This window comes from Streptomyces sp. NPDC026575, assembly GCF_055567415.1.
Window position 1 is genome coordinate 15,556 of record NZ_JBVHQM010000043.1, and the last position, 13,430, is coordinate 28,985.

12 protein-coding genes and 2 pseudogenes are annotated in these 13,430 nt (G+C 67.4%); 3 read left to right on the forward strand and 11 right to left on the reverse strand.

The window, feature by feature from the left end; translation table 11 throughout:
* Nucleotides 1–221 precede the first annotated feature (221 nt).
* Both ACZ4NB_RS36430 and ACZ4NB_RS36435 read left to right on the forward strand, forming a co-directional pair.
* Nucleotides 222–1,016: a TVP38/TMEM64 family protein gene (locus ACZ4NB_RS36430; RefSeq protein WP_467667334.1), complete on the forward strand. Its 795-nt coding sequence runs from the start codon at nucleotides 222–224 to the stop codon at nucleotides 1,014–1,016.
* A gap of 226 nt (nucleotides 1,017–1,242) precedes the next feature.
* Nucleotides 1,243–2,115, forward strand: a complete 873-nt coding sequence (locus ACZ4NB_RS36435; protein ID WP_467667335.1) for an undecaprenyl-diphosphate phosphatase — start codon at nucleotides 1,243–1,245, stop codon at nucleotides 2,113–2,115.
* A gap of 135 nt (nucleotides 2,116–2,250) precedes the next feature.
* Here ACZ4NB_RS36435 and ACZ4NB_RS36440 read toward each other — a convergent pair whose 3' ends face one another.
* The 10 genes and pseudogenes from ACZ4NB_RS36440 to ACZ4NB_RS36485 form a co-directional block, all read right to left on the reverse strand.
* Entirely contained in the window at nucleotides 2,251–3,891 is a 1,641-nt protein-coding gene (locus ACZ4NB_RS36440) for an FAD-dependent monooxygenase (RefSeq protein ID WP_467667336.1), read from the reverse strand.
* A gap of 151 nt (nucleotides 3,892–4,042) precedes the next feature.
* Nucleotides 4,043–4,996: a serine hydrolase gene (locus ACZ4NB_RS36445; RefSeq protein WP_467667337.1), complete on the reverse strand. Its 954-nt coding sequence runs from the start codon at nucleotides 4,994–4,996 to the stop codon at nucleotides 4,043–4,045.
* Nucleotides 4,997–5,205: 209 nt separating this feature from the next.
* Nucleotides 5,206–5,568, reverse strand: coding sequence for a hypothetical protein (locus tag ACZ4NB_RS36450; RefSeq protein WP_467667338.1), 363 nt, complete (start codon nucleotides 5,566–5,568; stop codon nucleotides 5,206–5,208).
* A 64-nt stretch (nucleotides 5,569–5,632) separates the two neighbouring features.
* A pseudogene (locus ACZ4NB_RS36455) lies at nucleotides 5,633–6,171 on the reverse strand (helix-turn-helix domain-containing protein).
* Between the two features lie 229 nt (nucleotides 6,172–6,400).
* Nucleotides 6,401–6,861, reverse strand: a pseudogene (locus ACZ4NB_RS36460) (transposase); the annotation flags it as partial.
* Between the two features lie 416 nt (nucleotides 6,862–7,277).
* Nucleotides 7,278–7,784: a fascin domain-containing protein gene (locus ACZ4NB_RS36465; RefSeq protein ID WP_467667339.1), complete on the reverse strand. Its 507-nt coding sequence runs from the start codon at nucleotides 7,782–7,784 to the stop codon at nucleotides 7,278–7,280.
* A gap of 515 nt (nucleotides 7,785–8,299) precedes the next feature.
* The gene (locus ACZ4NB_RS36470) at nucleotides 8,300–9,706 is read right to left on the reverse strand and encodes a VanZ family protein (protein WP_467667340.1); all 1,407 of its coding nucleotides are present in this window, start codon (nucleotides 9,704–9,706) and stop codon (nucleotides 8,300–8,302) included.
* An 85-nt stretch (nucleotides 9,707–9,791) separates the two neighbouring features.
* Entirely contained in the window at nucleotides 9,792–10,232 is a 441-nt protein-coding gene (locus ACZ4NB_RS36475; RefSeq protein WP_467667341.1) for a hypothetical protein, read from the reverse strand.
* 399 nt (nucleotides 10,233–10,631) lie between these two features.
* The gene (locus ACZ4NB_RS36480; RefSeq protein WP_467667342.1) at nucleotides 10,632–11,159 is read right to left on the reverse strand and encodes a hypothetical protein; all 528 of its coding nucleotides are present in this window, start codon (nucleotides 11,157–11,159) and stop codon (nucleotides 10,632–10,634) included.
* Between the two features lie 428 nt (nucleotides 11,160–11,587).
* Entirely contained in the window at nucleotides 11,588–11,872 is a 285-nt protein-coding gene (locus tag ACZ4NB_RS36485; protein ID WP_467667343.1) for a hypothetical protein, read from the reverse strand.
* Nucleotides 11,873–12,205: 333 nt separating this feature from the next.
* On the opposite strand from ACZ4NB_RS36485, the gene ACZ4NB_RS36490 reads away from it, so the two are divergent.
* On the forward strand, nucleotides 12,206–12,511 hold the full coding sequence (locus ACZ4NB_RS36490; RefSeq protein WP_467667344.1) for a hypothetical protein: 306 nt from the start codon (nucleotides 12,206–12,208) through the stop codon (nucleotides 12,509–12,511).
* A gap of 127 nt (nucleotides 12,512–12,638) precedes the next feature.
* Here ACZ4NB_RS36490 and ACZ4NB_RS36495 read toward each other — a convergent pair whose 3' ends face one another.
* Entirely contained in the window at nucleotides 12,639–13,352 is a 714-nt protein-coding gene (locus ACZ4NB_RS36495; RefSeq protein ID WP_467667345.1) for a hypothetical protein, read from the reverse strand.
* Nucleotides 13,353–13,430: the final 78 nt, after the last annotated feature.

Genomic DNA, 13,430 nt, shown 5'->3' on the forward strand with positions numbered 1-13,430 from the left:
TGGCGGCGGGGCTCGCCGTTGCGGGTACCCGAAGCGCGGGCACGTGCCCGGCAGGGGCGTGACACCACGCCCGCGCCTGGCAGGGGCATGACGCCATGCACCCTCCCGGGGCACTCGGCCGGGAAGATGCGCCCCCAGGCCACTCGGCCGGGAAGCCCCATTTCGGGACCGTACGGGCAGGATGCCGCTTCCCCGACAGCCGGGTCGGTTACGCTCCCGGGATGCTCGACCCCGCCGCAACGCCCGACGGCCTCGCCGCGCGCTGCACGCGTGTGCTGTTCTCCCCCTGGGCCCGGCTGGGCCTGCTGCTCACCCTGCTGGCCTGCGCCGCGACGGCGATGCTGATGTGGCATCCGCAGCGGCTGCTGATCGGCGGCTGGCTCTCGCAGCTGTCCGGCCCGACGGCCTTGATGGCCTTCGTGCTGGCGTACGGCGTGTGCGCCAGCGCCTTCGTCCCACGCTCGGTCCTCAGCTTCGGCGCGGGCATGCTCTTCGGCGGCGCGGCGGGGTCGCTGGCCGCTCTCACCGGCACGGTGCTGGGCGCGGCACTCACCTTCGGGCTCGGCCGACTGCTCGGCCAGGACGCGCTGCGCCCGTTGCTGCGGACCCGCTGGCTGACCGCCGCCGACCGGCAGTTGAGCGAGCACGGGTTCCGCTCGACGCTGATGCTCCGGCTCTTCCCCGGTCTGCCGTTCTGCGCCACGAACTACTGCGCCGCGGTCTCCCGTGTCAGATGGTTCCCCTATCTGTTCGCGACGGCGCTCGGGAGCATCCCCAACACCACGGCGTATGTGATCGCGGGCGCCCGGGCCTCGACCCCCACTTCGCCGGCCTTCGTCCTCTCCATGGCCTTCATCGTCCTCAGCGGGCTGGCCGCGCTGGTGGTGGCCTGGTGCAAACGCAAGTCGCTGCGCGGAGACGAGCCGAAGGCGGAAGGGGAAGCAGAAGCGGGAAACGAAGTGGGCACGGGAGGGGAAACGCGAGCGAGCGCGGGAGCAGACCAGACCCGGAACTGACCGGGATCGATCGCGCCCCTCATAGGGCAGGGCGCACCCCAACTCGCGCGCTGTGACTCCTGCCACAGCGGGCGAGCACGGTTCGTACAGGACCCCTTGGTCACCCGGACATCTTCGGACGTTACGCTTCCCCGGTCGGGTCGGCAATGACCCATGTCCCCCGCCGGCGTCCGCTGTCCCCGCTCGCGCAGGTAAGCGCTCGATCACCCTTGGATCGCGTAATTCCATGACTTGGTTTGAATCTTTCGTTCTCGGGCTCGTCCAAGGGTTGACCGAGTTTCTGCCCATCTCCTCCAGTGCGCATCTCCGCCTGACCGCGGCGTTCGCCGGCTGGCAGGACCCCGGTGCGGCCTTCACCGCGATCACGCAGATCGGCACCGAGGCGGCCGTCATCATCTACTTCCGCAAGGACATCGGGCGGATCATCTCGACGTGGTGCCGCTCACTGTTCAACCGTGAGCTGCGACACCACCACGACGCCCAGATGGGCTGGCTGGTCATCGTCGGCTCGATCCCGATCGGCGTGCTGGGCATCACACTCAAGGACGCCATCGAGGGCCCGTTCCGTGATCTGCGGCTGATCGCGACCACCCTGATCGTGATGGGCGTCGTACTCGGAATCGCCGACCGCCTGGCCGCCCGCGACGAGACCGGGGGCAAGCACCGCGCCGTCAAACAGCGCAAGACCCTCACCGACCTCAGCGTCAAGGACGGTCTGCTGTACGGCGTCTGCCAGGCCATGGCACTGATCCCCGGCGTCTCCCGCTCCGGCGCGACCATCAGCGGCGGTCTGCTGATGGGGTACACCCGCGAGTCCGCGGCCCGCTACTCCTTCCTGCTCGCCATTCCCGCCGTACTGGCCTCCGGCGTCTTCGAGCTCAAGGACGCGGGCGAGGGCCATGTCTCCTGGGGCCCCACCATCTTCGCCACGATCATCGCCTTCGTGGTCGGCTACGCGGTGATCGCCTGGTTCATGAAGTTCATCTCCAACAAGTCCTTCATGCCCTTCGTCGTCTACCGCATCCTCCTGGGCATAGCCCTGTTCGCCCTGGTCGCGGCGGGCGTACTGGCGCCGAACGCGGGCGAGACGGCGGGCTGAGGACGGCTCATCCACTGCGGCGTCGAGCTGCTGCGATGTAGCACTTCCGCGCAGATCCTGGCGGGTTTCGGGAGACGATCTCCATGATCGTCTCCCGTTCTGCTCCCATTACCCGGGGCAGCGGCCGCTGGGCGATCAGGGCGGCGTCGAGCCGGTGATGGCGGTGAGCGCGCGGCGAAGGGCAGCACCGCTCGCTGGGCGGTCGCGCCAGCGGGCGCCGATGTGACCGTCGGGTCGGACGAGCAGTGCTCCGTGCGGGCGGAGTCCGCAGAAGTCGATGTGCTCGCGCGGAAGGGTCTCGATGCGCAGCGGCCACGGTGTGGTCGTGATGGCCTGTCGCTCCCACTGGACGGGGTCAGGCGTCAGCAGGGTGAACCGCTCGCCGAAGGTGTCGAGCGAGGAGCTGTTGGGCCTGAGCCACAGGTGCGGCATGCGATGGCCCGGCTCTGTGGTGGGGACGTAGTCCGTACCGCTGTCGGACGGCCCGGGTGGGGTGCCGTCGTCGTTGAGGATGCCATCATCATTGAGAACAGCGTCGTCGTTGAGGACGGCGTCGGAGTGGTAGGCGACGCCGAGTACGAGACCGAGCTGGGCGAAATACTCTTCCGACCAAGGCAGTTCGACCTGAGTCGGCGCCGCTACGCCGCTTCGGAGCTGATCGCGGCGCCGGTTCTGCACCTGGAGCAGGAGCTGGGTGTTGGCCACCGCTTGGCGGAGAGTCCTGTCGGCGACCGGCTGTCGTTCCGCCTCGAAGGTCTCCAACAGGCTTGGTCCAGCCCACCCGTGGAGAACGCCCGCCAGTTTCCAGCACAGGTTGTGCGCATCGGCGACGCCGGCGTTCATGCCCAGCCCGCCGATGATCGGGATCGCATGCGCGGCATCGCCGGCCAGCAGGATCCGGCTCTGGCGGAAGCGTTCGGCGACGAACGCGTTCATCACCCAGTGCTGGACCCGCAGCACCTCGGCCCGTACCTCGGCGCCGGGCCCGAGGGCGCGCGAGACGAGACCGGGCCAGTCGGCGTGCGCCGGGTCTTCGGGTGTGGGGGCGAACCAGGCCCAGCCTCCTTCCGGGTAGAGCGGGAGGAAGGAGCCGTGCGCGGTGAAGTAGACCCCGGCCGGCTGGCGGGCGCACCAGCGGTGGAGATCGGCGTCGAACACGACGGTTGTGACACCCCCCAACGCCCCGGGGCCCATGGTGTCGATTCCCAGTAAGTGGCGGACGGTGGAGTTCGCACCGTCAGCGGCGAGCAAATAGCGGGCACGGACCCGGGTTGCGTCACCGTTGCCACGGTCGACGAGCTGGGCCACGACGCCGTCGGTCTCCTCCGCCAGGCCGATCAGCTCGACCCCGAACCGCACCGGTGCGTCCGCTTCGTCCACTGCGGCGAGCAGGGTGGGTTCCAATCGGTCCTGCGAGGTGACCACACCGAGCACGGGGCTCTCGGGTACCGGCGCATTGATCCCGACCATCGCCGCCGTGGCGAAGTCGCGGTCGTACAGGGTGTCGCGAAAGCGGATCCGGCCGTACTCCGGCGCGAACGCGGCCGCCGTGATCCTGGCGGCCAGCCCGAGCTGGCGAAAGATCTCCATAGAGCGCACATTGACCAGCCGGGACCGTGGAAAGGGTGACAACTGCCGATGCTTCTCGACCAGCAGCACCCGCACGCCCCAGCGTTCCAGGAGCGCTCGGGCGGTGAGCCCGACGGGCCCACCGCCGACGATCAGCACCTCCGTCTCGGTGTCTGCCAAGGGCATATCGAAGTTCTGAACCGCCATGAGGCCCATCATCCGCACACGGCGGCCGGCGGCAGCCTCCGCGCCGCGGCGTACGCCCGAACACGCCCGGATAGACGCATGGCGACCGAATTCCAGGATGCGCACTCACCCGACGCCGCCACCCCGGTGGGCCCGGGGCAGCGAGCATCAGTCAGTGACCGTGCACGGGGACCAGCGAGCCATCAGAGGCAGTCGGCACATTCTGGCTGCGGGTGATCGGGCTTGAAGGGGTGGCACCGCCGTTGAGGTCGGCGTGCACCTTGCGAGCGACACCCTCGATCGCCTTCACGCCGGCCGGCATGCTTCCGTGGTCGGCGGTGAGTATGGCGAGTCCGTAGTCGTGTCCCTTTCCGGTGAACGCGCCGATGCTGTGCACCCGCCATCCACCGCCGGTGCGTTGCAGCCATCCGTTCTTGAGATGGACCGTCACCCCGCTCGGCGCGCCGGCGGACACGCCCCACCGTTGGGACGGGATCACCCGGCTCATCAGATCCAGCGCGATGGCACGCGCCTGCTTGTCGAGGACGGCGTTGTTGGACGTGAACAGCTTCATCAGGGTGAGCTGGTCAGTCGCATTGACCTGGGTGAGGCCCCAGTAGCCCTTTTCGTCGGGGGCGGTGTGTTTCATGCCCGCCAGTCGCAGGAACTCCTTGATCCGGCCGAGTCCGAGCTGTTTCCACAGTGCGGTGGTGGCGTCGTTGTCCGATCGCGTGATCATTTTCGTGGCGAGCGCGCGCTGGGTTGAGGTCAGTTCGCGATTCTCGTCCTGTGCCTGCCGCAGCAGCGTACCCAGGACAATTGCCTTGACGACGCTCGCTGAGTCGTACTGCCGGTTCGCGTCATACGTGCACTGCGTTCCGGTGGTGCGGTCGTACAGGGCGACTGAGGTGTGGCCCTTTGCCCCGGTGGCCGATATCGCCGCCCTGATGTCCTTGGTAAGCCGGTCGGCGAGACCAGGCTTGGCGGAAGTACAGACGACCTGGGGAAGTGACCGACCGGCCGCGCCTGTCGAGGACGCACTCGCCGGTGCGGCCGCCCCGAGGGCGGCGCCGGCTGTACCGACAAGGAGTGCCACAGCCACCGCACTTCGGAAACGGCGCGGCATGGCAGGTATGTCAGCTACTGCAAGTATTCCAGGTGTTGCAGATATTCCGGGTATTCCAGGTATTCGCGAAGACACGCCGTACTTTCTGTTCGCTCTCACATACGCTCGCTGCACTTGAATCGCAACGCACTACTGAACTTGAACTCGTGATGTCGGTCGGCTCGTCGTGGCGTCAGGGTGCGAGACCGCCGGATGTTGCCGGCTCGGGTTCAGGACGGTGGCTGCAGCCAGCGCCGCGCTGCGGCGAGATTCACCTCGACGTCATCGCTCCAAGAGCAGACCTCCAGCCATGAGAGGTAGCCGCCTTGCGCGAAGACCAGGACCTCGCCAGGGCACTCGCCGGTTTCGGTGAACAGCGGTACGTCGGCAGCCACGACGGTGCCGGGGCCCGTTGGCGCGGGCTCCACCGCGTCGGTGTCGAGTTCGAAGTAGGCAGTGCCGCACCCGCACTTACAACGGGATTGCACCCTGAGTTGGGGCACCTGCCGTCGGAGGGCGACGTGAGCGGGCTCGTCCGGGTTCAGGACGAGGTCAAGCACGTCGGCTACGTCCGCGGGCAGGCTGTCAGTCATGCCGCCACCGTAGCTGACCAGCGGCTTTGGGCTTCGACCAATTTCGGGTCCGTCGACCCGACGCTCACAGGTCCAGGGGCAGGTCGGTGCCGGCGAGGCAGCCGTCGATGACCTCCGGTCGGTACTGCAGCATCTTCAGTTTGCGCTTCACGGCGCGGGTGATCTGGCCGAGGTCGGACGCGGCGAGGTTGCCGATGTCACGCTTGACCAGCGACCAGACGCCCTCGGTCGGGTTGAGGTCCGGGGCATGTGTACGAGACATGGAACAGCCGGCCTATCAGCGTCTTGATCCGTGCCAGGGTCCACCGCTGGTCCGCCCAGCCGTGAGCCAGTGGACCACGCGCTCCAACTCCCGCTCCAGCCTGGCAATCTGGGCATCGTTGAGTCGAGGTCTTCCCGGCGACCCCTTCGACAGGACCCCTGCTTCTCCGCTCTCGCGCCAGGCCCGGCGCCACCGCTCGACCGACCGCACGCTCATCCGCAAGGCAGCGGCAATCTCCGCGTTCTTCTGCCCAGCCTCGAAACGCTCCACGGCCTGGCGCCGTAACCGCTCCCGCGTGGTTCTCTCGGCGTCGGTCAGCCCGCGCCCTGCGCGTACCTCACAGCCACAGGGCTACCGGTGCCGACCCCCAGCTGTCGGGCGAACGGCACCGACATCACCCAATCAAGTTCAGTAGCCTCCCTGTTTCAGTTGGGGGGCTGAGCTGGACTGATTGCAGCGGGCCGTGGTCGGTGGCCGCTTGTCGTTGAGCGGGCATGGCCGTGGTCCGACGCTGGGGTCGGGTGCTCCAGGGTTCCTCGGGTCGTGGGTGGGCAGGTCGGGTGTCGTTGGTCAGGTTGCCGGCCTGGGTAGAGCGCTGAGGCAGGCGAATGCGTTCACCAGTTCCTGCCGCCAGGGCCAGGTGGCGGCGATCCGCAGAGGTGCAGACGGCGGCCTCCACGGGTGAGACGGGCGGCTGTGTGCAGCAGTCGGTAGCGGAGCTTCTTGGGCTCGGCGGTGGCCAACTCACCCTCCAGCAGCAGGGTCTGGGGCCAGGCGAGCAGGTCGACGGCGGTCAGGGCCAACTCCGGCCAGGCCGTGTTGAGCGCGAAGGGGGGAGAGGGGAAGCGGCCGAAGCCGGTGGCCTTGCCGCAGCGGATGCGGTCCTCGACGCGGGCGTGCGCGCGGTGGCGGGTCTCCAGGTACTGCAGGGAGCCTTGGTCGCAGGGAGTGTCGGTGAGGAAGACCTGGTGGCGCATGCCTTCGTCCAGGTCGAACAGGGAAAACTGGGCGCCGGGATGTGGGGGCGCTCGCGCCGCACGACTGGGCCGAACACTTCGGCCCGGCCGCGGAGCAGGGCCAGGTCCGCGATCGCCTCGCCGCCGTCGGCGGGCATCACCGCCGGATCAACCGCCACCCGGCCCGGGTCGTGTCCGGTGCCACGCGGCCGCAGTCGACGCAGTGCATCGGTGAAGGCGCCGGTCCGGCTGGTGGCATCGTCGAGATCGGCCAGCAGACGGGACCCGGCATGGCTGCCCACCCCGCGCCCGTCGGTGGAGACGACGAGCTTGGGGCGCGACCCGGTGGTGTGCACGCAGAAAGTGCCTTCCTACTGGAACGACAGAAGCCTTCGACAAGCCCTATCGTCCCAATTCAGAAGGCACTTTCACTTTCCCGCTCAAGATCCGGACGCCACCGCAAGTGAAACGCGGAGGCTAAGGGCTGGCCCTTAGGCCACGTTGAGGAAGAACTTCTCGTCGCCGCCGCCGTTGGCCTTGATCTGGCAGTTCACCGTTCCGCCGGGGCCGGTGGCGGTGGTCACCCCACTGCCGGTGACCATGCGCAGGAATATGTTCGAGAAGGCCGCCGACTCGAAGGAGAACGAACCGTCGGCCTGGGCGCGAGCACGGAACTTCTCGTAGGGGCCGAGACCGTACTGACAGTTGACCGTTCCCCCGCCGGCCATGCTGGCGGGGACCCCAGTGCCATCCATGCGCAGGAACACATTCGGGAAGGCCATCGACTCGAACGCATATGAGCCATCGGCCTGCGGCCGGACCTTGAACGTCGTCCAGGGGCCGGTGCCGTATTGGCAGTTGACCTTGCCGCCGCCGGGGTCGGTGGAGGAGGTCACACCGGTCCCGTCCATGCGCAGGTACACGTTCGGGTAGTGGGTCGACTCGATCGTGATCGGAGTGTCTCCGAGCTTTTCGATGTCAGCTGCCGATAACGGCATGATGGCCTCTCCTTCCGTCTGGAGGTGTCGCGGACGAGTTGAACGAGCGCCGTTGTTGGCAGACTTTGCGGCGCTGAGTGCCGGGCTAGAGGGATGTATCCAGTTCCGCACTTACGGCGTCAGTGGCGGGAGTCCTTTGGGCTGAACTACGCGACCTTGCCAGCCCCATGAGTTACTTTCCCGTAAAATGGAAGTCCGTCAAAGCGCAAGATAAGGCGGCAGCTACCCACATGTTTTCTACCCCCCTCTTTCCTGCTGTCGCAGGCCCCGGACGCACTGTATTCGGGCGGGCACAGCCTGTCTAGCCTCGACGCTTCAGTAATGTTTTCCAGCCCGAGTGACGCGCCAATCATTTCTGGCCATTCGCGGGTATCGACTTCCTGCGAATGATCGTTCGGCAGCAGGTCGGCGCAGGACCTCGCCGAGGGCGTGGGTGAGGCCGGTGCATCGGACGATCGCCGGAATGCAGCTTCCGGAGAGCGCGGCCAGTGGACCGGCGCCATGAGTTTTGCTCCTCACGACGGGTCGTTGGTCGTGGTCTCCACATCGCCCTCCGCCGGGTCGTCCAGCTTCTCCTGCCGACTGGCGCGGGAGTCGACCTTTCCGGTCGTGGCGTCCACATAGACGGGCGGGATCCCCAACGAAGGATCGTCCCCGACGAAGGTGGTAAGCCATTGGATCCGCCACGTGCCGTCACGCTGAACGGCCAGCAGTTCACTGTCAGCGGGGCGGATGCCCTTTTCCTGTCCAGGGCGCTTCAAGGTGCCGAGCGCCGCCTGCTCGGCCTGTTCCTTCTTCACCTTCAAGGGAGGGAGTCCACTGGGGTCTTCCGCAGTGCGAGCGAGAAGTTGGGACACCCGGCCGGCTGTGTTGATCTGAACGTCCAGCCGCATGGGCATCAGGACCCCTGAACTGGCTCGCCGTCTCCAGCTCACCATCCACCCGAGTTCGGCCTTGTCACCGACGGGGTAGACCTGCGATGCAGCCGCGCGCAGTTCTTTGGGGAAGTGGGCTTCGGCGTAGCGTCGGGCGATGCGCAGGGCGTCTTTTTCGCCGGTGGGCGCGTTACCGACTCCGGGAACCGGGTAGCTCGCCGATGTGATCTCGCTGGAGTTCTCCAGGCTGACCGTGAGCTGGTCGGCGTCGGGCCAGGAGAGTTCGGCAAACCCCTGGTCCAGGGTGATGAGCAATGTGTCGGGGACGTCCTCCGTCCCGGACTGGAGCTGCACATTGCTGATGGCGTATCGGTCACCGAACGCCTGGCGCAGGACCCTCTTCGCCGCCGCCTTCTCCTCGCTTCCGGTGAATTGCAATCCGGTGGCATCCACCGACATCAAGGTCACCCACGCCGTGCAGACAACACCGGCGACGAGCAAGGCCACCCCAGCGGCGATTGCGCTGCCCCGCGCATGTGCCCGAGCCGGAGCGACCCGGAGCTTGCTCAAGCGCAAGATCCCCCACGAGGCCAACGCGCCGACGATACCTCCGAGGGCGTTCATCTGGAGGTCGCTGCTGTCACACCCCCGGCTGACGCCGGGCAGCAGGGTCTGCAGCAACTCCGTCGCCAAGGACAGCAGCACGCTACCGACCAACACGGGAAAAAGCGTCCGCAGCGCCATCAGCCCAAAGAAGCCGATCGGAAGAAAGAGCAGGAGGTTCCACAGCCCCTGTTGCGTGGCAAACGGTTCGGCGAGATCGCGGTTGATGACGCATATGCTCGACGCGGCCGGGGATTCTCCCCCGCTCGGCAGGCAGAGCGTCACAGCCAACTCGGCACCGACGGATGCTCCGAGGGCCGCGAAGCACCACGGTCTCCCCACCGTGCGTCGGGCGAGAAGGAAGCAGATCGCAGCCATGGCGGCCACAGCGGCGGACGCGATGACTATGAAGTCTGTCTGACCTTTGAATATGGCAGTAAACACGAAGGACAGCGTCCCAATACTGAAAGAGAGCAGAAGGGGTTGCCCTGGCCCGTCGGACCGCATCCTTGAGGCCAGGGTGCAAGTGTCAGTGGGTGCAGTCGGCCGGCGGCGTCTGGAAAGTCTGCTGCCCCTCTACATGCAACATACCGACAGAGGAGGAACAGTACGAAACCCTGCTCCAGGATCCGCTCTTGGTCGTTCCACTGCTCTGACTGAACCAGCCACTCCAGTGGCTGGTTCCATTGACGCTGTAGCCCACGCGCGCCTTGATTCTCGCCCCGTCGGTCTTCTTGTACCAGGTCGACGCCTTGTCATTGGTGTACTTCCGGTGGAACAACTCCCCGCTACCGAGCGAAGTACAGGTGTAGTTGATGTCGATCCGGCCGTCACCTGGGCAGCCCACCGCGGAGGCGACAGCACGGCTCTGCGAGGTGGACGGTGCTGCATAAGCGGTAGTTGCGGTACCGGCGGCAACCAGGGCCATCCCCGTCACAAGGGTGGTGCGCGCAAACTGGGTAATTCTCACGGCGAGTTATCTCCTTCAGTACATATGGCTGGTCGTTCCAGGGCGGGTCGCCATCGTTCAAGGCGCCTCGGCCGGTTAACAGGAAGACAATCGAACTACCGGCCTCAATGATGGCGGAGGGCGGCTCGCGAGCCGTTAGCACGGAGTGCACACCTGTGTTGGCGATGAGTTCACTCGTATGCGATCGCGGCCGGGATCCGGACGTCGCCGACGCAGTCGCTGCGCAGCTCCCTGGCGCCCCGGGCAGCTACCTCCCCCGTGGGTAGCTGTCCGGGGCGTGAGGTCACCGACGTACCGCCACGGCCATGGAGACCGGAGCTCGGACGGCGTCGGCGTCTATCGGAACCAGCGGAGCCGGTGGCGAGGGAAGTCGCCAAGTGGTCCAGCCCCGTCGGTGATTCAGTTCTGCGCGGTCCCGGTCAGGCCCTCAAGCTCCAGCGTGTTGCCCTTATAGGCCAGAGCGTTGAAGTTGATACGCCGGTTCTCCTTCAGCTCCCCGGAGAATTCGCAAGCCGTCCAGCCCGCGTCACCGCCCTTGAAGTCCCGGCAGTCGAAGACGGTCTGCGGGTTGCCCGCGTACATGACGCGCATATAGATGCTCATGCCGTCGGCCCGCATGTCCTTGACGTAGAACTTGTCGCCGTTCGGATCGAAACACACCTTGCCGTGCGTCTTCCTGCCTCCCTCGGAGTAGACGAAGGTGCAGCGAACCGTCCTGCTCGGCTTCGGCACACCGGCGTCGGCCACGTTCTTGGCGTTCTTGACGTAGGTGGCCCACCCCTGACGGTGGGCCTCTCCGGCGTGCCGTGCCGCAGCCGTGGAGGTGGAAGCGGTAGGCGCGGAGGCGGCGTGCGCCGTGTCCGCCAGGCCGCCCAGGCCCAGCAGGGCGGCGGTGGCGACAGCTGTGGCAGTGCGTCGGACTGGCAAAGGAGTCCCCCAGGTCGTGGATGGTGCTTCGGCTGGCTGTGCCGTCGGCTGCCCGGCCGGCTGTCCGGGCGGCCCGACGTCCTCTAGTTCACGGGCCGGGGAGTTGATTCGCACCCCGTCTGACCTGCGGGAATCAATTCGTCGTGGGTCGTCCCTCGGAACGGCCCGCTGTTTGCGGGCCTGGTGAACTGATCTTCAGGGAGCCGCCGTACCGCGGATTGGCACGCTACGAGCCCGGCGAGGCGGAACTGTTCTTCGGCCGCGAGGAGATGACGGAGAGGTGGGAGGAGACGGCCCGTCGCGGAAGCATCACCAGGTCGACGCAGCACCCGATCACGAATGACGAGACAGCCCTTGGCACGGGGGATATGGCCTCACCCCGGGCGAGGCATTGCCGAGGCGTTCTTCTCCGGCCGGCTCGAAGGCCGTCACGCGGAGGCCACGACCTCCCCGGTCGTGACCTGGGGCGGGTTGGGGAGCAGTGACGCGAGCTGGTCCCGTACGAAGCCGACCGCTCTGGAGACCGATTCCTCGGCGCCGGCCTGGTCGCGGAAGACGCTGGTCGAGACCATGACTCCGTTCCCGGCGTCGATCCAGTAGTAGGCCACAAAGCCGGGGGCTTCGCGCATGAGCGGTACGAACCCCTCGTTGACGCGGCGTCCCGCCTCGGCTGGATCGGTGACCCCTTCGTACCGTCGGACTGCTGCGTACATGGGCGAATCTCCTCGTGCGGGTGCGCGGGTCGTGATTGCTGGATCGCCGTACCCCTGCGACGGCCGCCCGGCTCGTGCGAAGTCCGGAAATCACCTGAAGGGCCGTCTTCGGTGGTCCGATCGGCGTGCTGGATCGACGACGTCAGCGCTTGATGGTCCGGTGCCGGCGGATCTCGCCGTCGGCTGTCTGTGGTCAGCGCCCCGGCAGCGTCTCCTGGAGCCAGTCGAAGACGACGTCGCCTCTTCAGCGTCGCGGCATCGGCCGCGGGCAGCTCGGGGGCGACCTCCTTGTTCCAGATGTCGTTGGTCTCCGCCTTGCTCGGGGTGAGGATCTTGCGGACCTCCGGCGGGAAACCCGGCCAGGGTTCCAGGCACCCCGGCATCGCCACCAGGGCGGCGATCCGCTTCTCGAAGGCCGCGGCCCTCGGGGCCAGGTCGCCGCCCATACTCAGCCCGGTCAGGGCGATCCGGGCACCGTCCACGTCGGAGCGGGCGATCAGCCAGTCGACGAGTGGTGTGACCACCGTCTCCCAGCGCGGTGTGAAGACCACCCGGTTCACGAAGAGCAGCTGCCCCTGGCCCGGTCCGTCGTACACCAAGGCGTTCCAGCCGCGCTCCAGGGCCGCCGAGACGCCGTAGGTCCACATATCGACATTCTGGCCGTCGCTGCCGTTCGTGAGGATCACGGTGGGGCGCCGGGTGCCGGAGTCGTCCGGGCGGAAGAACCACACCGGCAGCGGGGTCGCGCCGTACGGAACGTTCGCCGTCACCGGCGCCGGGTCGCACAGCCCGCAGAACGTGTCCCAGGCGCCGCGCCCGTCCCTGTAGAGCCGCTCCTCGCCGCCGGGGCGTCGGAGCCGAGCACGAAGAACAGCGCCTGGGCGTAGTACTGCGCGGCCCGCAGCGCACGGAAGCGCCGCGTCTGCCGGTCGGGCCTGCTGCCCTCGGGAGCCCGCATCAGCTGGTCGCCGAGCTTCTTGAAGGTCTCGACGTACGTCTGCGCGGACAGTCCGGCCTTGTGGATCGTGTTGACGGCGGTGAGCACCTCGCCCACCTCGCTTGTGCTGAACCCGGCCCCGCCGAGCGCCAGAAGGGCACTGAAGTTGTACGCCGGGTTCTCCAAGAGCGTCATGGCCCCGGGCGCGGCACCGGCGGCCGACGCCGAAGGCCCTTCGGTGGGGCCTTGTGCGGAGCTGCTGTCCATGGGCACGCAACCGGCGGTCAGTGCGATCCCGGCTCCGCCGACGAGCCCGGTGAGCGCGGTGCGCCGGCTCAGACCAGATGCGTCCTGCGATACGTGCGTCAGCTGCAGATCGCAGCCAACGGCGAGACCCAGGCGATCCCCACCGAGCAGCTTGATGTCCAGTACGAGCAGGGTCATGGCGATGGCCATCACGCCGTCGGCGAGGGCCAGCATCCTGCCCTTCGGCACCTGGTCCGCCTCGGGCGGGATGAAGCGTCGCCGCTCGCCTTCGTCCATGGCACCGTCGTAGCACCCGCCCCACCCGGGCGACGGCAACCGGGCACGTGTCGTCCACGTCCCCGGAGCCGGCGGTCC

Coding starts and splice junctions, on each gene's coding strand:
- ACZ4NB_RS36465 (WP_467667339.1), bottom strand. CDS start 7,784: ATGCCGTTATCGGCAGCTGACATCGAAAAGCTCGGAGACACTCCGATC.
- ACZ4NB_RS36435 (WP_467667335.1), top strand. CDS start 1,243: ATGACTTGGTTTGAATCTTTCGTTCTCGGGCTCGTCCAAGGGTTGACC.
- ACZ4NB_RS36485 (WP_467667343.1), bottom strand. CDS start 11,872: ATGTACGCAGCAGTCCGACGGTACGAAGGGGTCACCGATCCAGCCGAG.
- ACZ4NB_RS36445 (WP_467667337.1), bottom strand. CDS start 4,996: ATGCCGCGCCGTTTCCGAAGTGCGGTGGCTGTGGCACTCCTTGTCGGT.
- ACZ4NB_RS36495 (WP_467667345.1), bottom strand. CDS start 13,352: ATGGACGAAGGCGAGCGGCGACGCTTCATCCCGCCCGAGGCGGACCAG.
- ACZ4NB_RS36450 (WP_467667338.1), bottom strand. CDS start 5,568: ATGACTGACAGCCTGCCCGCGGACGTAGCCGACGTGCTTGACCTCGTC.
- ACZ4NB_RS36430 (WP_467667334.1), top strand. CDS start 222: ATGCTCGACCCCGCCGCAACGCCCGACGGCCTCGCCGCGCGCTGCACG.
- ACZ4NB_RS36440 (WP_467667336.1), bottom strand. CDS start 3,891: ATGGCGGTTCAGAACTTCGATATGCCCTTGGCAGACACCGAGACGGAG.